Below are 19,659 nucleotides of genomic sequence, written 5' to 3'. Positions count from 1 at the left end.
CATGTTAACTAGACCGACATAACGGACAGAGTCGCGGCGTATTGCGTGACCATGAATGCCCGATACGGGTGACGCGCGTTGGACCCTTGCATCCCTTGGCGACCCTTCAGTGCGAGGAAGGCGACACAAAGGGAACCGACCAGCATTACCAGGGCCGGGAAACGCAGTGTGGGGATCCACAGCCACGCTGCGGCGGTAAACGATGTAGACACGGAGAGTGCGCATCCGGCCACGACAATGCGGGCGATCCGCTCGCCGCACACCAGCACCAGCGTCCGCCGTCCGGCCGCCGCGTCGCCCTCGGTGTCGGAGAAGTCCTTGGCCACGGAGCCGACGCCGCCCATCCACGCCGACATCGCGGCGGCGAGAAGCAGCAGGTCGGGGCTGGCGAGACCGCCGCCGCCGAGCAGGTGGCCGGCCAGGAACGTGAGCGCCCCGCCCAGCGCCGCGACGATCGCCGCCCCCAGGCAGTGCCGCTTGAGTGCGATGCCGGGGGCGGAGTAGGCGTGCCCGAGGGCCAGCATGGCCAGCACTAGCAGCGCGAACAGCGGTCCGATGAGCACACCGGTCACGATCGCGGCGATGGCGAACCCTTGGCACCATCTCAGCGCCGTGACCCGGGACAGCTCGCCGCGGGCGATCGGACGGTCCTTGTGCGAGGCCCGGTCCTCGACGATGTCCGAGGCGCCGTTGAACAAATACACGTACATCACGGCGCAGCCCCACGACAGCGCCCCGAGCAGCAGCGTTTCCGGTCGGACGCCGTGCAGCCACGGCGTCGCCAGCGCCGCGCCGGCCAGCAGTCGAACAAAAAAGACGAACTGCACGACGGGCCGGGCCTCCAACAGGCAGTCCCGGAACGTGCGGGCCATGGGCGTGAGCGGCAGCCGGAGCCGGCTGGGGGCGGTCAGGTCAACGAACACTGTGCGTCTCCTCGATCACCGTGTGTGTGCGAAGGTTCACCAAGAATGCAATGTGTGCCTGATTTGCTGCGGTCGGTAACGTGGTGCCTGGCGGTTGTTGTCGCCGCCATAGATCTATCCGCGGCCGGCGTGACCAAACAGCGCCCTCGGACGTAGCACTGCTACAACCTTCGACTCATACCCTGTTGATCCTCCGATTAATTGCAAAAGAAGTGTCGATCACCTAATAGGGGACGTCCTGGCATCTTGATGCCATCGGAAACCCCTTTGTTTCCGCGCCGGCTCTGCGCAGACTTCTGTCGGGAAAACCCGTCGAGAAAGAATTCTGCGCAACCGTAGGGAGATGCTCGTGCTCGCATCGGGTCTCAAGCCGATTTCCATGCTCGACGTCCCCGCCGACACGCGGCGAGGCGGCGAGATCCGCACGCTTTTGTCGCCTCGCACCGTCGGCTCGACGTCGGGGTTCATGGGGGTGGCGACCGTCGCGCCCGGCGACTACATCGCCTCCCACAAGCACCCGTATTCGGAGGAATTCGTGTTCCTGGTCCGGGGCCGGCTGCGGGCCGACCTCGGCGACGAGTCGGTGGAGCTGACCGCCGGGCAGGGCCTGCTGGTGCCGCTGCACACCCCGCACCGGCTGGTGAACACCGGCGACGAGGAGGCGTTCCTCGTTTTCCACCTCGGCCCGCTGGCGCCGCGGCCGGAGCTGGGCCACGTTGACCTGGAGGAGCACGGCCCCGTGGTTCCGAACGCCGTGGTCCCGAACGCGGGGCAGTCATGACCGGCAGACGGGTCGCCGTCACGGGCGTTGGCGTCGTCGCGCCCGGTGGCATCGGCGCCAAGGAATTCTGGTCGCTGCTGGTCGACGGCCGCACCGCCACCCGGCGCATCACCCGCTTCGAGGCGTCCACCTTCCGCTCGCAGATCGCCGCCGAGTGCGACTTCGACCCGCTCCAGATGGGCCTGACCGCCCGCGAGCTGCGGCGGATGGACCTGTACGTGCAGTACGCGCTGGTCGCCGCCCGCGAGGCGGTGGAGAACTGCGGACTGGACTGGGACGCCATCGACCTCGACCGGGTCGGCACGTCCATGGGCACCGCCGTCGGCGGCACCGTTCTCCTGGAGGACGAGTACCTGCCGGCCTCCGACAACGCCACGCAGTGGTCGGCCGACCTGCGCTTCCTGCACCCGTTCATGTACGACGCGCTGGTCCCGAGCAGCCTGGCCGCCGAGATCGCGGCCTCGTTCGGCGCGGGCGGCCCGGCCGCCGTGGTGTCCACCGGCTGCACGTCGGGCCTGGACGCCCTCGGCCACGCCGCGGCGCTGATCGCCGACGGCGCCGCCGATGTGATGATCGCCGGCGCGGCCGAGTCGCCGATCTCGCCGATCTCGGTGGCCTGCTTCGACGCCATCAAGGCGACCTCACCCAACAACGCCGAGCCGGCCACCGCGTCGCGGCCGTTCGACCGACGCCGGGACGGCTTCGTGCTCGGCGAGGGCGCGGCCACGCTCGTGCTGGAGGAGTACGAGTCGGCCCGCCGCCGCGGGGCGCACATCTACTGCGAGATAACGGGTTTCGCCAGCACCGGCAACGCGCACCACATGACCGGGCTGACCGCCGAGGGCATCGAGATGTCCGAGGCGATCGACCGCGCGATGCGCCAGGCCCGGCTCAACGCCGAGGACATCGGCTACATCAACGCGCACGGCTCCGGCACCAAGCAGAACGACCGGCACGAGACGGCGGCGTTCAAGCGCAGCCTCGGCGAGTCCGCGTACCGGACCCCGGTCAGCTCCATCAAGTCCATGGTCGGCCACTCGCTCGGGGCCATCGGCTCCATCGAGACGGCGGCCTGCGTGCTGGCCTTCGCCAACGACGCGGTGCCGCCGACGGCCAACCTGCACGAGCCGGATCCCTTGTGCGACCTGGACTACGTGCCGCTGCAGGCCCGCCCGGCGCGGCTGGAGCACGTGCTCACGGTGGGCAGCGGCTTCGGCGGCTTCCAGTCCGCGCTGGTGATGAGCAGGGAGCTGGTGGACCGATGACCGCACTGAAGATGGTGATCTCCGGCATCGGCGCGGTCACCCCGATCGGCGCCACCACGGCCACGTACTGGGACGCCGTGCGCAAGGGCGTGTCGGGGCTGGGCTGGATCAGCCGGTTCGACCTGACCGACTACCCGTGCCGGGTCGGCGGCGAGGTGCACGACATCGACATCGCCGAGCACGTGCTGCCCCGGATCGCCGCCCAGACCGACCGCTGGACCCAGCTCGGTCTGGTCGCGGCCGGGCAGGCGCTGGAGGACTCCGGACACCAGTCGCCGGGGGAGAACCCATACGACACGGCCGTGATCACGGCCAGCAGCTCCGGCGGCAACGAGTTCGGCCAACGCGAGATCCACAAGCTGTGGACCGACGGCCCGCACGCGGTCGGCGCCTACCAGTCCATCGCCTGGTTCTACGCGGCGACGACCGGCCAGGTGGCGATCAAGCACGGCGCCAAGGGGCCGTGCGGCGTGTTGGCCACCGAGTCGGCCGGCGGCCTCGACGCCATCGGCCTGAGCCGGCGGGTGTTGCGGCGGGGCGAGGCCAAGGCCGTCGTCACCGGCGCGACCGAGGCGCCGATCAGCCCGTACGCCCTGGCCTGCCAGCTGCGCGGCGGACGCCTGTCGCTGATCGACGACCCGATGGCCGCATACCTGCCGTTCTCCACGACGGCGGCCGGACACGTGGTCGGCGAGGGCGGCGCGATGTTGCTCGTCGAGGAGCAGTCCCGCGCGGAAGACCGTGGCGCGGAACGGATCTACGCGGAGGTCGCCGGCTATGCGGCCACGCACGACGGGCGGCACACGACCGAGCGGGCCAGCGGCGTCGGCCTGGCGAGGGCGGCGCGGCTGGCGCTGGACGACGCCGGCGTGCAGCCGCAGGACGTGGACGCCGTTTTCGCCGACGGCGCCGCCACTCCGGACCTGGACCAGGCCGAGATCGCCGCCCTGCGCACGGTTTTCGGCGCGCGGCCGGTGCCGGTGTGCCTGCCCAAGACGCTGGTCGGCCGCATGTACGCCGGCTCGGCGGCGCTGGACGTGGCCACCGCCGCGCTGGCGTTGTTCCACGGCGAGCTGCCGCCGTCGCCGGTGATCGAGAAGGCGCCGTGGGCGGTGGACCTGGACCTGGTCCACGAGCTGCGCACCGCCGACCTGCGGCACGTCCTGGTGCTGGCCAGGGGCTACGGCGGCTTCAACGCCGCGGTGGTGCTGCGCAAGGCCGAGAAAACCCCGTAGAGACAAGGAGAATCACCATGACCATCGCGCCGAGCAAGTCGGGTCTGAGCACCGAGCAGCTGGTCGCCACGCTGGCCGAGCTGATGACGCAGGGCGGCTTCCCCACCACCGCCCGCGAGCTCAACGAGAACCTGGACGCGCTGTACGACAAGTGGGAGCTGGACTCGCTCGGGCACCTGGACCTGATGGTCGCGCTGGGCAACCGCTTCGGCGTCACCATCACCGACGCCGACGCCGAGGAGCTCAAGACGCCCACGGCCACGCTGCACTTCCTGACCACCGTGCTGCGAGTGGACAGCTGACGTGAGCGCGAACCCCCTGGCCGGCCACGTCATTCCCGGCGTCAACGGGACCGCGGTGGACTTCGACGCCCACCGCGGGGCCCCGCTGGTCGTGGTGCTGGGCAACAGGCACACCCAGAAGACCGGCCACGAGATCATCGAGTCGCTGCGGTCGCACCCGCAGACCATGTCGGTGCCCGTCGTGCAGGTGGCCTGCCTGCGCGACGTGCCCAAGCCGTTGCAGGCCATGGCCACCCGGCACATCACCGCCGGCTACCGCGCGCAGCTGTCCGACCTGGCCGCCCGCCGGGCCGCGCTGGGCGCGCCGGCCGTGGACGAGTCGACGCTGCTGAACATCGCGCTGGACTGGACCGGCGAGGTCACCGGCGGCTTCGGCTTCAGCGCCGCCGACCGCACGCCGGTGGTGCTGGTGCTCGACCACGAGCAGCGGCAGCTGGCCCGGGTCACCGAACCCGGCGCGTTCGCGGCCGTCAGGGCCGCGCTGGCCACCACTTCCGTCGAAGGGACCGTGTAGGAGATGGCTGCCCGTACCGAGAACTCCGTGCACCTCAACGCCCCGTTCGATCTGGTCTGGGACATCACCAACGACGTCCCCGGCTGGCCACGGCTGTTCAGCGAGTACGCCGAGGCCGAGGTGATCGAGCAGAAGGCCGACTACGTCAAGTTCCGGCTCACCATGCACCCCGACGAGCAGGGCCGGGTGTGGAGCTGGGTGTCCGAGCGCGAGCTGGACCGCGCGGCCCGCACGGTCGTGGCCCGCCGCGTCGAGACGGGTCCCTTCGAGTACATGAACATCCGCTGGACCTACGAGCCTGCGGCCGACGGCGGCACGGTGATGCGCTGGGTGCAGGACTTCCAGATGAAGCCCGGCGCCCCGGTGGACGACGCCGGCATGCGCGACCGGATCAACAGCAACAGCGCGATCCAGCTGGAACTGATCAAGAACACCGTGGAGGGCGCGGCGGCGGCCAAGAGCCTGCGTGGCTACGTGCTGCCGGGCGTCGGCGACACCGAGGTCGATCTGTCCACAAAGGCCGGACGGCCGCTGGTGGTCGTGCTGGGCAACCGGATCACCCAGAAGGCCGGCCACGACCTGGTGGACGCGCTGCGCACCGACCCGGCCACGGCGGAGGTGCCCATCATCCAGGTGGCGCACCTGCAAGGCGTGCCGCGCAGCCTGCGCAAGGTCGCCGAGCGCGACATCGCCGGCGGCCGGGCCAAGCAGGTCGAGCGGGCGACGCGGCTGCGCGTCGAGGCCGGGCTGGTGGCGACCGGCGAGGACGAGGCCATCGGGCTCGCCCTGGACTGGCAGGGAATCCTCGGCGCCGCCTACGGGTTCGGCACGCGGGACAAGTCGCTGCTGACCATCGTCGCCGATCCGTATCTGTGCGTGCTCACCGTGATCCGGTCCGACGACGCCCTGCCGGGCATCCGCGCGGCCCTGGATTCCCTTGCCGTCAAGGAGGTCGTGTCGTGACCGCGGTTCTGGGGCAGACCCGGGTCGTGGGCGTGCTGCCCGCCGCCCAGCCGTTCGACCTGCGGACGTCCATCCGCTTCCTGCGTGGCTTCGGCGCCTGCCGTGGCGACCAGGTGATGACCGTGGACAGCCTGACCAAGGCGATCGCCGTGGACGGCCAGGCCATCGCGTTCAAGGTCGCCTCCCGTCGGGGCGGCGTGGACTACGTGCTGCACTCCGACGAGCCGATCTCCGAGCAGACCAGGGAAATCGTCTGCCACAAGATCGACGGCTACCTGAGCCTGTCGGACAACCTGGCCGAGTTCTACGCGCTGGCCCTCCAGGATCACCCGGACTACGCCCGGCTGGTGCGCAATCTCTGGGGCCTGCACCAGGTTCGCTTCCTCACGGTGGCGGAGATCGGGGTGTGGGCGATACTCTCGCAGCGCACGCCCAAGAACGTCTCCACGGCGCTGAAGCGGCGGATCACCCAGAACTTCGGCCGCAAGATCAGCTTCGAAGGCCTTGACTACCAGGCCTTTCCGGAGCTGGCCGATCTTCAGCACCTGAGCGCCGCGGACTGGGTCGGCATCGTCAAGAACGGGCGCAAGGCGGAGTACCTGGCCTCGCTGGTGCACGGCCTGCTGGACATCGGCGAGGACTACCTGGCCACCGCCCCGTACGAGGAGGCGACCAAGGCGCTGCGGCGGATCAAGGGCGTCGGCGAGTTCTCCGCCGCCGCGATCCTGCTGCGCGGCCTGGGCCGGATGGACTTCGTGCCGCTGGACATGCCCAACTTCGCCGAGGCCACCGCCAAGATCTACGGCGAGGGTTACGACAACCAGCTGCTGCGCGACCGTTACGGCAAGCACCTGGGCTACTGGGCCTACTACCTGCACACGGGTCTGGGTGCGCTGAAGGACGAGGCGCTGTCATGAGCCGGCTTCCCGTCAGCCTGACCCAGGACTTCGAGCTCATGCCGGACGAGGCTCGGGCGCAGGTGCTGTTCATCAGCAAGACCCGGTTGACGCTCAAGGGTTTCCTGACCGGCGGCCCGCTGGTGTGGAAGATGATGCGCCGCCTCAAGCGGACCCCGGGCTTCGTGTTCCACAAGGGTCTGTTCAAGTTCCCGCTGACCACCGGGGCCATCGCGTTCTTCGAGAGCTACGAGGCGTTGCACGACTTCGCCCGTTCGCCGGAGCACCTGGCCCTGGTCAAGTGGGGCACCGTGCCGGGCCGGGTGCGCAGCGGCTTCATCCGCATCATGCGCACCGCGCCGACCGGCAGCGGCTTCGGCGACTGGATCAAGCCGGAGGAGCAGGAGTCGCTGGACCGTCGGCGGCTGATCCCGATCGTGTCCAAGGAGACCGACTGGGACAACGAACTGACCACGAGCGGGAGGACGGCATGACTCGCACGGCACTGGTCACCGGCGCGAGCCGGGGCATCGGCAAGGCCGTGGTGCAGCGGCTGCTGGCCGACGGCGTTCGCGTGTGCGGCCTGTACCGCACCGAGGGCGAGGCGGCGGAGCTGCTGGCCAAGGAGCTGGAGGCCGCGTCCCCCAAGGGAATCGCGCTCCAGTGCGACATCTCCGACGAGCAGCAGGTGCACGCGGCGGTCGCCCGCTGCGCCGAGGAGTTCGGCGGCATCGACGTGCTGGTCAACAACGCCGGCGTGACCACGTTCGCGCTGCTGGAGAATCTCGAGCGGGTGCACTGGGATTCCCTGTTCGCCACCAACGTCACCGGGCCGTACCTGGTGACACGGGCGGTGCTGCCGCTGATGGGCCCGGGGGCCAGCATCGTCACGATCACCTCCGGCCTGGGCATCACCGGCGCGCCCGGCAAGACCCATTACGCCGCAAGCAAGGCGGCGCTGATCGGCTTCACCAAGGCGCTCAGCCGCGAGGTCGGCCGGCGCGACATCCGGGTCAACGCCATCGCGCCCGGCATCATCGAGACCGAGATGTCGGCCGTGGGCCTCAATCCCGAGCTGAAGGCCCGCTACGAGGGGCAGTGCGCGCTCGGCCGCATCGGGCAGTCGCCCGAGCTGGCCGAGGTCGTGGCCTTCCTCGCCGACCACCGTTCCTCCTACGTCAACGGCCAGACCCTGATGGTCGACGGCGGAATGTGAGACATGTCGTGACTGGAATCGATCTGACCGGCAAGACCGCGCTGGTCACCGGCGGCACCCGCGGCATCGGACGGGCCACCGCGCTGACGCTGGCCCGCCACGGCGCCACCGTCACCGCGGTCGGCAGTCGCCCCAGCGAGGCGGCCGACCAGCTGGCCGAGGACCTCAAGGCGCTCTCCAGCGAGCACGCCGTCGCGTTCGCCGACGTGTCCGACGAGTCCGAGGTGTCCGCGCTCGCGGAACGCGTCGGGGCGCTGGACATCGTGGTGAACAACGCCGGCGTCGTCAGCAGCGCCTCGCTGCTGGGCATGGAGCTCGACGAGTGGCACCGGGTGGTGGACACCAACCTCACCGGCATGTTCCTCGTCGTCCGCTCGGTGCTGCCCCGCCTGCGGGACAACGCGTCCATCGTCAACGTGACCTCAGCGGTGGCCTGGGTCGGCATGCCCGAGCGGACCCACTACACCGCGGCCAAGGCCGGCGTGCACGGCCTGACCCGGTCCATGTGCAAGGAGCTGGGCCCGCGCCGGATCCGGGTCAACAGCGTGGCGCCGGGCATCGTGCAGACCGACCAGGTCGCCGGGCTCACGCCCGAGCAGCGCACCCGCTACGCCAACCTGGCCGCGCTGGGCCGGCTCGGCCAGCCCGAGGACATCGCCGACACGGTGCTGTTCCTGGCCAGCGACCTGTCCGGCTTCGTCAACGGGGCACTGCTCTATGTGGACGGAGGCATCTGAGCATGGCCGTCCGGATGACCCTGACCATGCAGGTCGGCACCACCGACGCCGACGAGTTCATCACCCGGTGCCGGCCGGCGGCCGACTACGCGGCCACCGTCGAGGGCTGCCTCGGGCAGGCCATCACCGCCCGCGACCTGGCCGACGGCGTCACCGAGTTCGTCATCACCAGCGACTGGACGGACCGGGAGTCCTTCCACCGCTTCGAAACCAGCGAGGAACAGGACCGCGTCACCGCCCCGCTGGCCGCACTGCGGCGCAGCGCCCGGATGGAACTAGCCGAGATCGGAGCACAGCAGTGACCGCACGAGTGATGGTGCTCGCCCGCATTCGCCAGGGCGACGAGGAGCAGTTCGAGGCGGCCTACGCCGAGGTGACCGCCAAGGTCGCCGGCACTCCCGGGCACATCCGCGACGAGCTGCTGCGGCCGACCGCGGACGACGACCGCTACATCCTGCTGTCCGAGTGGGAGAACACGGCCGCCTTCCTGGCCTGGGAGGACGCCCCGATCCACAAGCAGACCACCACCCCGCTGCGGCCGTACTGGGCCGGCGCGGTCGAGCGCAACATCCACGAAGTGGCCTACTCGCTGAAGGAGATCTGAGATGACGCAGGTTCAGGAGACCCCGGTTGTGCACGAGGGCCTCGTCGCCGACCCGCCGGACACCGCGCTCCTGCCGGAGTCCGCGCAGATCCTGCTGATGGCCACCAGCAAGTGGGTCTCGCAGTCGCTGTACGTCGCGGCCAAGCTCGGCGTGGCCGACCTGCTGGCCGACGGCCCGCGCACGCCGGCCGAGCTGGCCGAGGCCACCGGCACGCATGCCCGTTCGCTGCACCGGATCCTGCGGGCCATCGCCAGCGTCGGCGTGTTCGCCGAGGACACCGAGGGCCGCTTCGGTCAGACGCCGCTGTCGGAGTTCCTGCGGGCCGACGTGCCGGGTTCCCTGCGCCAGGCCGTGATCTTCTTCGGCGAGGACTTCACCTGGCGCCCCTACGGCCGGATCCTGGACACCGTGCGCACCGGCGCCCCGGTGTTCAACCAGCTCAACGACGTGCCGGACATGTTCGCCTACATGGCCAAGAACCCGGAGAGCCAGCAGATCTTCGACGGCGCGATGCTGGCCCTGTCCGGCGACTCGATCAGCGACATCACCGACCGCTACGACTTCTCGACCGCCGGCAAGGTCGTGGACATCGGCGGCGGCCAGGGCTTCCTGGTCTCGGAGATCCTGCGGGCCAACCCGGACACCACGGCCATCCTGTTCGACCAGCAGTCCGTTGTGGACGTTGCGGTGACCGGCGAGTTCGGCGACCGCGTCGAGCTGGCCGCGGGCAGCTTCTTCGAGACCGTGCCGGGCGGCGGCGACACGTACATCCTCAAGAGCGTTCTGCACGACTGGAACGACGACCAGTGCGCGGACATCCTCGGCCGCGTGCGCCGGGCCATCGGCGACCGGCCGGACGCGCGGCTGCTGGTCATCGAGGCCGTGGTGCCGGCGCTCAACGGCTGGGGCTTCGCCAAGTTCATGGACGTGGAGATGATGGTCAACGTCGGCGGCGTCGAGCGCACCGAGGCGGAGTGGCGGGACCTGTTCGCCCGCGCCGGTTTCGCGCTCGACGAGATCGTCGAGATCAACCCGCCCAACTCGATCCTGGTGGGGCGCCCGGCATGACGCCGGCGGCCGCGCGGGTCCTCGACTGGTTCGCCTGGTACGGCGCGGCCCTGCTCGGCGTGCCGGACCCGTACTTCTGGAACGACGAAATCGAGAGCGAGGGGTACCACGATGTCACAGCAGTGGGCGCTGACCTGGAACGTCCGGCGGGGGACCGAGGACGACGTGATCCGGCTGTTCGAGCGCAGTGGTCGGCCTGACCACACCGTGCGCAACGCGGCCGGCGAAGTTGTCGGTCTGCTCAAGAGAACCTCGGTGTTCATGCGGCAGAACACCGTCGTGCGGGTGATCGAGTTCGACGGCGACTTCATCGACGTGGCCAAGCACATGGGCCAGCAGCGGGAGGTCCGCGACCTGGAGACGGCGCTGGAGCAGTACCTGGAGCAGGAGCGGGACATGTCCACCCCGGAGAAGACCGCCGCCTTCTTCGCCTCGGCCAGCATGCGCTGCATCCTCAGCCGCCGGCACGACGAGGAGCTGGCCGATGTCTGACCGGATTGCCTTGGTGGTAGGGGGTTACGGCGGCATCGGCCGAGCGGTCTGCGACCAGCTGGGGGCCGAGGGCGCCACGGTGGCGGTCGCCGGCCGCACGCTGAGCAGCGCCGAGATCGCCTGCAAGGAACTGCGTGTACAGGGAGTGCGGGCCTTCCCGTACACGGTGGACCTGGCCGACAAGGTCACCGTGGACCGGCTCGTCGCGGATGTGACCGAGGACCTCGGCGCCATCGACGTGCTGGTCAACCTGGCCGCCATCGACGCCCACGGCCCGGCGCTGGAGGTCTCGCCGCAGGAGTGGGACCGGGTGATCGGCATCAACCTGTCCGGCAGCTTCTGGCTGGCCCAGGCGGTCGGCCGGGAGATGGTCGACGCCGGCCGGCCGGGCCGGATCGTGCTGCTGTCCTCCACCCGGGGCGAATACGGCGGCCGGCGCGGGTTCTCCGCCTACGGCGCGTCCAAGGCCGGCGTGAACCTGTTGGTCAAGCAACTCAGCACGGAGTGGGCGGCGCACGGGGTGACGGTCAACGCCGTCGCGCCCGGGTTCGTGCCGACCGGGCTGACCGCGGGCGTGGACAACGAGTTCACCGCCATGATGATCCGCCGCATCCCGGCCTGCCGCTTCGCCCGCCCCGAGGAGGTGGCCGCCGCCGTGACGTTCTTCGCGTCGCCGCAGGCCAGCTTCGTCACCGGACAGGTGTTGTACGTCGACGGCGGCGTCACCGCCAGCTCCTAGGAGGAAAGACCACCATGACTTCGACGATCGCCGTGCTGGGCACCGGCGCGATGGGCGCCGGCATGGCCGAGCGGCTGCTGGACGAGGGCCACCGGCTGCGGGTGTGGAACCGCAGCACGGAGAAGTTGTTGCCATTGCTGGAAAGAGGAGCCGTCGCCGCGGCCACGCCGGCCGAGGCCGCGCAAGGCGCCGACGCGGTGCTGGTCAGCCTGGCCCACGCGGACGCGGTGACGACAGTCCTGTTTGGACCGGACGGCGCCGTGCACGGGTTGGCCAAGGGCGCGCTCGTGTTGGACACCAGCACGACCTCGGCCGAGTCGGCCCGCGAAATCGGCTCGCTGGCCGAGGAGGCGGGCCTGCGGTTCGTCGAGTCGCGGGTGCTGGGCAACCCGCACCACGCCCGCGGCGGCCAGCTCCGGGTCCTGGTCGGTGGCCCGGAGGCGTACATCGAGGCCGCCCGGCCGCTGCTGGAGGCCATCGGCAAGGACGTGAACGTGTTGGGGGAGTGGGGATCCGGCGCGCAGATGAAGATCGCGCTGAACCTGTTCCTCGGCGTGCAGCTGGCCGGCCTGGCCGAGGCGGTGGACATCGGCGCCGCCGCCGGCCTGGACCGGGCGACGGTGCTCGGCGTGCTGGGCGGCAGCGGCTACAGCTCGCCGGTGGTGGCCTTCCGCTGCATGCTGGTCAACGCCGACCGGCTGGAGCCGGCGGCGTTCCGGCTGGACCTGATGGACAAGGACCTCCGCCTGGCCACCGATCTGGCCGCCGCCAACGGCGTCTCGGCCCCGGTCACCGTCGCCTCCGGCGAGCTGTTCCGGCAGGGTGTGGCGGCCGGCCTCGGCCACCTGGACGCGGTCGCCGTGGTGCGGCCGACCGAGCCGGCGGTGGTGTCGTGATCATCGACGTGCACGGCCACGTGACCGCGCCGGAGCTGCTGGCCAAGTACCCGATGCCGCCCAGCCTCGGCGACATCGACGGCATGATCGAGCGCAAGCTCGCGGCCGGCATCGGGCTGACCGTGGTCGGCAGCCCGGTCGGTTTCGGCACCATGACCCGCATTCCCGGCCTGGACAACTACGCCCAGCCCGCGGACAAGCTGGCCTCCTTCCACGACTGGATGGGCGAGACGGTCCGGGCCCACGCCGATCACCTGCTGGCCTACGCCTACGTCAATCCCTTCGGGACGGACGCCGAACTGGCCGCGGCGGCGGAGCTGGTGCGCCGGCCCGAGTTCGTCGGCTTCATCGTGAACACCTCGGTGCGCGGGCGCTTCCTGGACGACCCGGGCGCAGACGGTTTCTTCGCCCTGGCCGCCGAAGCCGGCGTCCCGATCATGCTGCACCCGCCGGCCGAGCCGGTCGGATCCCCGGCGCTGAGCCACTTCGGCCTGGTGGAACAGCTGTCCCGGTTCACCGACGTGCACCTGAGCCTGGCCACCCTGATCATGGGCGGTCGGTTCGAGAACGACCCGGGCCTGCGAGTGATCGCGGCCACGGGTGGCGGGGCGCTGGCCCTGCTGGCCGACCGGCTCGATCTCGCGCACTCGCCGCGGCACTGGGCCGCCGCCGGCAAGCCGGCGCTGCCCCGCCGACCCAGCAGCTACTTCTCGCAGATCTGGGTGGACACCGCCTCGCACAGCACGCAGGCGTTGCGCGCCAACGTGTCCGTGTTCGGCGCCGACCACGTGCTGTTCGGCACCGACACCCCGCCACTGCCGCACGAGGTGGCCGACCTGGTGAAGACCGTGACCGACCTCGGTCTGTCCACAACGGACACCCACGACATCCTGACCGGCAACGCCGTCCGCCTGCTCGGCCTGTCCGAGGACCGGCTGCGCGCGGCCGCCTGAGACGACTCCAGAGGAAACGAGCCGTGCCATGACCTCAACGATCCCCGCATCCACCGGATCGGCTCCCCCCACGTCGACCTCCGCATCGACCCCTGCGTCGACTTCGGCATCGACTTCTGCCGACCGACCGAAACCGTCCAAGCTCCGGCTGGCGACGCTGCCCGGCCTGCGGGTGTTCGCGTCCCTGACCGTGTTCATGGACCACTCCCTGCTGCCCCTGCCGGGTGTGAACCCGTTCGCGGACACCGCCTTCGGCGACGCCTTCGAGGCCGTGTTCCGCGTCGCGGCGTTCGGCTGCGTCTCGTTCTTCTTCGTGCTCAGCGGTTTCCTGCTGACCTGGCTGGCCAAGCCCACCGACAGCTACGGCGGCTTCCTGCGCCGCCGGCTGGTCCGCATCTACCCGGGTCACCTGGTCACGATGCTGATCTGCCTGCTGGGCATGGGGGCGGCGCTGTGGCAGGTGCTGCCCAACATCTTCCTGGTGCAGTCCTGGGTCCCGCGCTACGAGGTGTGGGCCGCCCTCAACGGGTCCACCTGGTCGTTGGCCTGCGAGATCCCGTTCTACCTGCTGTTCCCGTTCATCCTGCGCTGGGTCAACAAGATCGCGCCCAGCCGGCTGTGGTGGTGGGTCGGCGGCATCGTGGCGACGGTGTTCGTGGTCTCCACCATCTCCAACTTCCTGGTGCCGAACACGCCGCAGTTCCCGTTCTCCTCGCCCATCGGCATGACCCAGTTCTGGATGGTCTACACCGCGCCGCCCACCCGCATGCTGGACTTCGTGCTCGGCATGATCATGTGCCGGATCATCAAGACCGGCCGCTGGATCAACCTCGGCCTGGTGCCGGCCATCGCCATCTACCTGGCGGCCGGCGCGGTCGGCCTGCTGCTGCCGTTCACCTACGAGCTGGCCTTCGTGGAGATCCTGCCGGCCGCGCTGCTGGTCACCGCAGCCGCCGCCACCGACGTGCACAACCGACGTTCCCTGTTGCGCGGCAGGATATGGGCCAAGCTCGGGGACATGTCGTACTCCTTCTACCTGGTGCACGGCATCGTGGTGTTCGGCGGCGGAACCCTGCTGCGCAACGGACAGCTGTTCAGCATCCCGGCCGCCTTCGGCATCATCGCCATCGACCTGCTGGTCAGCCTCGGCCTGGCCTGGCTGCTCTACACCTTCGTCGAGCGCCCGATCCGCACCCGCTGGTCCGTCGCGAAACCCAAGCGCCCCAAGCTCATTCCCACCTGATCGGAGGCCGTCATGACCACCACGCTCATCGTCGCCCGGATGACGCCGGACGCGGCCGGGCGGGTCGCCGACATCTTCACCGAGTCGGACCGCACCGCCCTGCCCGGGCTGGTCGGCGTCACCCGCCGCCAGCTGTTCCGCTACCAGGGCCTGTACTTCCACCTGTTCGAGACCGACGAGCGGGGCCCGCAGCGGGTCGAGGACGTGCGCGGGCACGAGCTCTTCGTCGACGTCAACGACAAGCTGGCCAACCACATCGAGCCCTACGACCCGCAGACCTGGCGTTCCCCGCGCGACGCCATGGCCGAGCAGTTCTACCACTGGTCGGCGTGACCGCTGAGCCCTGATGGCAGGAAGCTGCCAGGCAGCAGGGTGCCAGTTCCACCGCCTTCCCGGCGCCGGCCGGGCTGGGCAGACTTGACCATGCCGGAAAAAGGAAGGAAACACGACAGTGTCCCGAGTACGCAGAGCCGGCATGCTGGCGGTGGCCGCGGCGGTCGTCGCACTCGGCGTGTCCACCGCATTCCTCGGCGGAACCGGAAAGGCGCCGGCCGCCCCGGTCGGCGACAGCATCGTCGGCGCCACGTCTGCCTTGTCCGGCAAGCTCATCGTCAACGCCGACGCGCCGGCCGAGGGGACCATCAGCGTCCGCTACACCGGCTCCACCGCGGAATGCGCCTTCCTGCACAAGAAGTACCCCGAAGGCGTGCCGGAGACCGACTGCGTCAACATCGCCACCTTCGCCTCGACGAAGACGGCCCGGACCGTGCAGTTGTGCTCCGCCTACAGCTGCGACGCCTGGCACGCGTCCGTCGACTTCGGACTGAGGTACGACGGCGCGGCCGTGTCGGCCACCGGCGGAACCTGCCACTACGGCGGATTCGCCTACGACGCCCTGAAGGACTGGTCCTCGCACACCGCCGACGGCACCGGGAAGGTCACCGTGGCCGCCGACTTCTACGTGATCATCAACGGCATCCCGATCACCGTGGAATGGCATGTCCGCACGGTGAACCAGGCCGACGGCCGCTGGCACATCGACGTCTACCACACCTGAGGAGGGCTGAGTCATGTTCCGCAGAATCGTTGCCCTGCCCGGTGGGCGCCGGGCCAAGTGGGTCGTGCTGGTGGCCTGGATCGCGCTGCTCGTGCCGGCCTTCTCGCTGGCCGGCATGCTCGGCTCGGTGCAGCGCAACGACATCTCGGCCTGGCTGCCGAGTTCGTCGGAGTCGGCCAAGTTCCTGGCCGCCGCCCAGAAGTTCGAGGCCGGCGACACCATGCCGACCATCGTCGTCTACGCCCGGTCGAGCGGACTCACGCCGGCCGACCTGAAGAAGGTCAACGCCGACGCGGTGCTGTTCCAGCACGTGCCGGACGTGACCGGCCAGGTGCAGCTGCCGCTGGTGTCCGATGACCTCAAGGCCGTGGCCACCGTGGTTCCGGTGCGGGTCGGCGAGTCCGGCTGGACCGGCATCGCCAAGGTCGTCGACGCGCTGAACGCCATAGCCGGCAAGGACTCCGGCGGTCTGGTCAGCCATGTCACCGGCCCCGGCGGCTACGCCTCGGACTCCGGCAAGGCGTTCGGCGACGCCGACCTGCTGATGATCATCGCTGTGCTGGTGGTCGTGGCCATCCTGCTGTTCACCTACCGCAGCCCGACCCTGTGGCTGCTGCCGGTGATCACCGCCGTGGTGGCCGTGTTCGCCTCGGAGGCGGTGATCGCGGTGCTGGCCAAGTACGCCGGCATCGTCGTGAACTCGCAGAGCAGCTTCATCCTGAGCGTGCTGGTGTTCGGCGCGGCCACGGACTACGCGCTGCTGCTGGTGGCCCGATATCGCGAGGAGCTGCGGCTGCACGTGGACCGGCACGACGCGATGGCGGCGGCGCTGCGCCGATCCGGCCCGGCGATCATCGCCAGCGCCGCGACGGTCGCGGTCAGCCTGCTCGTGCTGATGCTGGCCACCCTGAACTCCACCAGCGGTCTGGGGCCGGTGTGCGCGGTCGGCATCGTGGTCGCCCTGCTGGCGATGATGACGCTCATGCCGGCGCTGCTGGTGATCTGCGGCCGGTGGATCTTCTGGCCGGTTCGGCCGGCGTTCGGATCGCTGCCGCCGGCCGGCGAGGGAATCTGGGCCCGTATCGGGAAACTGGTGGCCCGCAAGCCTCGGCTGACCTGGATCGGCACCGCGGTCGTGCTCGGTTCGTTCGCGCTGGGCATGGTCGGCCTGCACGCCGAGGGCATCCCGCAGGACGACCAGTTCACCAAGGTCACCGAGGCCGTCGCCGGCGAACAGCTGCAGACACAGCACTTTCCGGCCGGCGCCGGCAATCCGATCTGTGTCGTGGCGAACTCGTCCACTTCGGACCAGGTGCGGCTCACGCTGTCCCTGATGCCCACCATCGCCACGGTCGTGCAGCTGGATGCCAAGGACGGCAAGGCGTTCATCATGGCCACGCCTCGGGCGGCCTCGGACAGCCCGGAATCGCTGGCCACCGCGCGGCAGGTGCGTGACGTCGTGCACGGCATCAAGGGCGCCGAGGCGGAGGTCGGCGGCGGTTCGGCCATCACGCTGGACATGCAGGACGGCGCCGCCCGCGACTCGCTCGTGGTCATCCCGGCCATCCTGCTGGTGGTGCTGGCGATCCTGGTGCTGTTGCTGCGGTCGATCGTCGCGCCGCTGGTGCTGGTCGGCACCGTGGTGCTGTCCTTCGCCGCGACCATGGGCATCAGCACCGTGGTATTCGACCACGTGTTCCACTTCGGCGGCATGGACGCCGCGTTCCCGTTGCAGGCGTTCACCTTCCTGGTGGCGCTCGGCGTGGACTACAACATCTTCCTGGTGACCAGGGTGCGGGAGGAATCCCGGCGGCTGGGCACCAGGCGGGGCGCGCTGACCGGCCTGACGGCGACCGGTGGCGTGATCACTTCGGCCGGCCTGGTGCTGGCCGGCACGTTCGCCGCCATGGCGTCGCTGCCGATGGTGTTCGCCGCCGAGCTCGGCTTCACCGTCGCCGTCGGCGTGCTGATCGACACGTTCGTGGTCCGCTCGGTGCTGGTCACCGCGCTGACCCTGGACCTGGGGGAGGCCATGTGGTGGCCGCGCCGGGTCCGCACCGAAACACCCGGTCCGGAAGTAGGACGGGAACTGGCCTACATCGGGGCTAGCGTCACCGCTGCTCCACTCGAAGCGCAGGAAAGGTAGAGACGGATGACCATCGCCCCCACCGCTGTGGCTCCCACAGCGCCCGCCGCGGCCGATCGCCGCCGGTGGCTCGCCCTCGCGGTGGTGATGACCGCCGCCTTCATGGACCTGGTCGACGTCACCATCGTCAACATCGCCGTGCCCAGCATCCAGCGGGACACCGGCGCCTCGTTCAGCGCCGTCCAGTGGATCACCGGCGGCTACGCGCTGGCGTTCGCGCTCGGCCTGATCACCGGCGGCCGACTCGGCGACATCTTCGGCCGCAAGCGCCTGTTCCTGCTCGGTATCGGCGGCTTCACCGTCGCCTCCGCGCTGTGCGGCCTCGCGGTCAGCCCCGACATGCTGGTGGCGTCCCGGGTGCTGCAGGGCGTGGCCGGCGCGATGATGGTGCCGCAGGTGCTGTCGATCATCCACGTCACCTTCCCGGCCGAGGAGCGGGGCAAGGTGTTCGGCATGTACGGCGCGATGGTCGGCCTCGGCGCCGTCGCCGGCCCGCTGCTGGGCGCGCTGCTGACGCAGTGGAACCTCTTCGGCCTGGAGTGGCGGCCGATCTTCCTGGTCAACCTGCCCATCGGCATCGCCGGCCTGGTGCTCGGCGCCAAGTTCATCACCGAGTCCCGCAGCCCCAACGCGTTGCGCATCGACATCGTCGGCACCGTGCTGGCCACCGCCGGCCTGCTGCTGGTGCTGTTCCCGCTGACCCAGGGCGAGCAGCTCGGCTGGCCACTGTGGACGTTCGCGCTGATGGCCGCCGGCGTGGCCGTGTTCGTCGGCTTCGTCGCCTTCGAGCGGGCCAAGATGCGCCGCGACGGCTCGCCGCTGGTCGAGCTGTCCCTGTTCCGTATCAAGAGCTTCGCCGCCGGCATCGGCGTCCAGCTGGTCTTCGGCGCCACCACCGGCATCTTCTTCCTGATCTGGACGCTGTACATGCAGACCGGCCTCGGCTGGGACACCCTGCAGGCCGGCCTGACCGCCGTCCCGTTCTCCATCGCCGTCGGCGGCGCGGCCGGCGTGTCCGTGGCCGTGCTGGTGCCCAAGTTCGGCCGCAAGGTGCTCCAGGCCGGCGCGCTGGTCATGACCGTCGGCGTGCTGGTCTACATGCTGCTGGTCAACGGCATCGGCACCGGCATCACCACGTGGGAGATGATCCCCGCGCTGCTGGTGATGGGCTTCGGCATGGGCCTGATCATCTCGCCGATCACCGACGCCATCCTGTCCGACGTGCCGGCCGAGCACTCCGGCTCCGCCTCCGGCCTGATCAGCACCGTGCAGCAGATCGGCTGGGCCTTCGGCCTCGGCCTGGTGTCGGTGGCCTTCTTCGGCGCCGTCGGCGACATCGCCCCCACCGACCCCAACCGCGCCGCGGCCTACAGCACCGCCTTCAGCCACGGCCTCTGGTGGGTGGCCGGCGGCCTCATCCTCGCGTTCGCCCTGATGTTCGCCCTGCCCAAGAAGGTCAAGCCGGCCGCGGCCGCCTGACCCTCCCCCATGACGCAGGTCCCGGGCCCCCTCCCGGGACCTGCGTCTGTCTTTCCCCCCGCGAGTCACGCTCTCCGACACACCGAAATACGGTTTCGGGCAGAACTGAGGCTCAGGTCTCTGTTCTGCGCGAAACCGGCATTCAGTGT

23 protein-coding genes are annotated in these 19,659 nt (G+C 70.0%); 22 read left to right on the top strand and 1 reads right to left on the bottom strand.

The features are described 5' to 3' along the window. Positions 1-8: 8 nt before the first annotated feature. The gene (locus KUTG_RS19770; protein WP_052394999.1) at positions 9-923 is read right to left on the bottom strand and encodes a UbiA family prenyltransferase; all 915 of its coding nucleotides are present in this window, start codon (positions 921-923) and stop codon (positions 9-11) included. Positions 924-1,266: 343 nt separating this feature from the next. On the opposite strand from KUTG_RS19770, the gene KUTG_RS19765 reads away from it, so the two are divergent. The 22 genes from KUTG_RS19765 to KUTG_RS19660 all read left to right on the top strand — a co-directional run bounded on the left by KUTG_RS19765 (position 1,267) and on the right by KUTG_RS19660 (position 19,510). Then, positions 1,267-1,704: a cupin domain-containing protein gene (locus KUTG_RS19765; protein ID WP_043718731.1), complete on the top strand. Its 438-nt coding sequence runs from the start codon at positions 1,267-1,269 to the stop codon at positions 1,702-1,704. Further along, entirely contained in the window at positions 1,701-2,969 is a 1,269-nt protein-coding gene (locus tag KUTG_RS19760) for a beta-ketoacyl-[acyl-carrier-protein] synthase family protein (protein ID WP_043718729.1), read from the top strand. The genes KUTG_RS19765 and KUTG_RS19760 overlap by 4 nt, the downstream gene beginning before the upstream one ends. Beyond that, positions 2,966-4,204, top strand: a complete 1,239-nt coding sequence (locus KUTG_RS19755; protein ID WP_043718727.1) for a beta-ketoacyl synthase N-terminal-like domain-containing protein — start codon at positions 2,966-2,968, stop codon at positions 4,202-4,204. The genes KUTG_RS19760 and KUTG_RS19755 overlap by 4 nt, the downstream gene beginning before the upstream one ends. A gap of 17 nt (positions 4,205-4,221) precedes the next feature. Next, complete coding sequence (locus tag KUTG_RS19750; RefSeq protein ID WP_043718726.1) at positions 4,222-4,506, top strand: acyl carrier protein; 285 nt, start codon at positions 4,222-4,224, stop codon at positions 4,504-4,506. Position 4,507: 1 nt separating this feature from the next. Beyond that, on the top strand, positions 4,508-5,020 hold the full coding sequence (locus KUTG_RS19745; protein WP_043718724.1) for a hypothetical protein: 513 nt from the start codon (positions 4,508-4,510) through the stop codon (positions 5,018-5,020). Positions 5,021-5,023: 3 nt separating this feature from the next. Continuing rightward, positions 5,024-5,983, top strand: a complete 960-nt coding sequence (locus KUTG_RS66290) for an SRPBCC family protein (RefSeq protein ID WP_063753542.1) — start codon at positions 5,024-5,026, stop codon at positions 5,981-5,983. Beyond that, on the top strand, positions 5,980-6,900 hold the full coding sequence (locus KUTG_RS19735) for a DNA-3-methyladenine glycosylase family protein (protein ID WP_043718723.1): 921 nt from the start codon (positions 5,980-5,982) through the stop codon (positions 6,898-6,900). Before KUTG_RS66290 ends, KUTG_RS19735 begins: the two co-directional genes overlap by 4 nt. Continuing rightward, a complete protein-coding gene (locus KUTG_RS19730) occupies positions 6,897-7,373 on the top strand; it encodes a hypothetical protein (RefSeq protein ID WP_043718721.1) in 477 nt (158 codons plus the stop codon). The genes KUTG_RS19735 and KUTG_RS19730 overlap by 4 nt, the downstream gene beginning before the upstream one ends. Beyond that, on the top strand, positions 7,370-8,095 hold the full coding sequence (locus tag KUTG_RS19725; RefSeq protein WP_043718720.1) for an SDR family NAD(P)-dependent oxidoreductase: 726 nt from the start codon (positions 7,370-7,372) through the stop codon (positions 8,093-8,095). Before KUTG_RS19730 ends, KUTG_RS19725 begins: the two co-directional genes overlap by 4 nt. An 8-nt stretch (positions 8,096-8,103) precedes the next feature. After that, positions 8,104-8,832, top strand: a complete 729-nt coding sequence (locus KUTG_RS19720; protein ID WP_232240864.1) for an SDR family NAD(P)-dependent oxidoreductase — start codon at positions 8,104-8,106, stop codon at positions 8,830-8,832. A gap of 2 nt (positions 8,833-8,834) precedes the next feature. After that, positions 8,835-9,134 (top strand): antibiotic biosynthesis monooxygenase family protein, encoded by a 300-nt coding sequence (locus KUTG_RS58670; protein WP_052394997.1) that lies wholly within the window; start codon positions 8,835-8,837, stop codon positions 9,132-9,134. Then, positions 9,131-9,436: an antibiotic biosynthesis monooxygenase family protein gene (locus KUTG_RS58665; protein WP_157494645.1), complete on the top strand. Its 306-nt coding sequence runs from the start codon at positions 9,131-9,133 to the stop codon at positions 9,434-9,436. Before KUTG_RS58670 ends, KUTG_RS58665 begins: the two co-directional genes overlap by 4 nt. Before the next feature lies 1 nt (position 9,437). Continuing rightward, the gene (locus KUTG_RS19705; RefSeq protein WP_052394994.1) at positions 9,438-10,505 is read left to right on the top strand and encodes a methyltransferase; all 1,068 of its coding nucleotides are present in this window, start codon (positions 9,438-9,440) and stop codon (positions 10,503-10,505) included. A 111-nt stretch (positions 10,506-10,616) separates the two neighbouring features. Next, positions 10,617-10,997, top strand: coding sequence for a SchA/CurD-like domain-containing protein (locus KUTG_RS19700; RefSeq protein ID WP_043718717.1), 381 nt, complete (start codon positions 10,617-10,619; stop codon positions 10,995-10,997). Continuing rightward, entirely contained in the window at positions 10,990-11,736 is a 747-nt protein-coding gene (locus KUTG_RS19695; protein WP_043718715.1) for an SDR family NAD(P)-dependent oxidoreductase, read from the top strand. The genes KUTG_RS19700 and KUTG_RS19695 overlap by 8 nt, the downstream gene beginning before the upstream one ends. 14 nt (positions 11,737-11,750) lie before the next feature. Beyond that, complete coding sequence (locus tag KUTG_RS19690) at positions 11,751-12,632, top strand: NAD(P)-dependent oxidoreductase (RefSeq protein WP_043718714.1); 882 nt, start codon at positions 11,751-11,753, stop codon at positions 12,630-12,632. Next, complete coding sequence (locus KUTG_RS19685) at positions 12,629-13,585, top strand: amidohydrolase family protein (RefSeq protein ID WP_043718712.1); 957 nt, start codon at positions 12,629-12,631, stop codon at positions 13,583-13,585. The genes KUTG_RS19690 and KUTG_RS19685 overlap by 4 nt, the downstream gene beginning before the upstream one ends. 172 nt (positions 13,586-13,757) lie before the next feature. Then, complete coding sequence (locus tag KUTG_RS19680; protein ID WP_052394992.1) at positions 13,758-14,828, top strand: acyltransferase family protein; 1,071 nt, start codon at positions 13,758-13,760, stop codon at positions 14,826-14,828. A gap of 12 nt (positions 14,829-14,840) precedes the next feature. Beyond that, positions 14,841-15,161, top strand: a complete 321-nt coding sequence (locus tag KUTG_RS19675) for a TcmI family type II polyketide cyclase (protein WP_043718711.1) — start codon at positions 14,841-14,843, stop codon at positions 15,159-15,161. Between the two features lie 118 nt (positions 15,162-15,279). Further along, positions 15,280-15,885 carry a hypothetical protein gene (locus KUTG_RS19670; protein ID WP_157494644.1) on the top strand — a complete coding sequence of 202 codons (606 nt, stop codon included), beginning with the start codon at positions 15,280-15,282 and terminating at the stop codon, positions 15,883-15,885. A 13-nt stretch (positions 15,886-15,898) separates the two neighbouring features. Further along, on the top strand, positions 15,899-18,031 hold the full coding sequence (locus KUTG_RS19665) for an MMPL family transporter (protein ID WP_084579506.1): 2,133 nt from the start codon (positions 15,899-15,901) through the stop codon (positions 18,029-18,031). Between the two features lie 6 nt (positions 18,032-18,037). Further along, positions 18,038-19,510 carry an MFS transporter gene (locus KUTG_RS19660; RefSeq protein WP_052394990.1) on the top strand — a complete coding sequence of 491 codons (1,473 nt, stop codon included), beginning with the start codon at positions 18,038-18,040 and terminating at the stop codon, positions 19,508-19,510. Positions 19,511-19,659 lie beyond the last annotated feature (149 nt).

The organism is Kutzneria sp. 744 (assembly GCF_000568255.1).
Classification (GTDB): domain Bacteria; phylum Actinomycetota; class Actinomycetes; order Mycobacteriales; family Pseudonocardiaceae; genus Kutzneria.
Note: the sequence above shows the minus strand (reverse complement) of the source record. Positions and strands in the feature narration are given on the sequence as shown.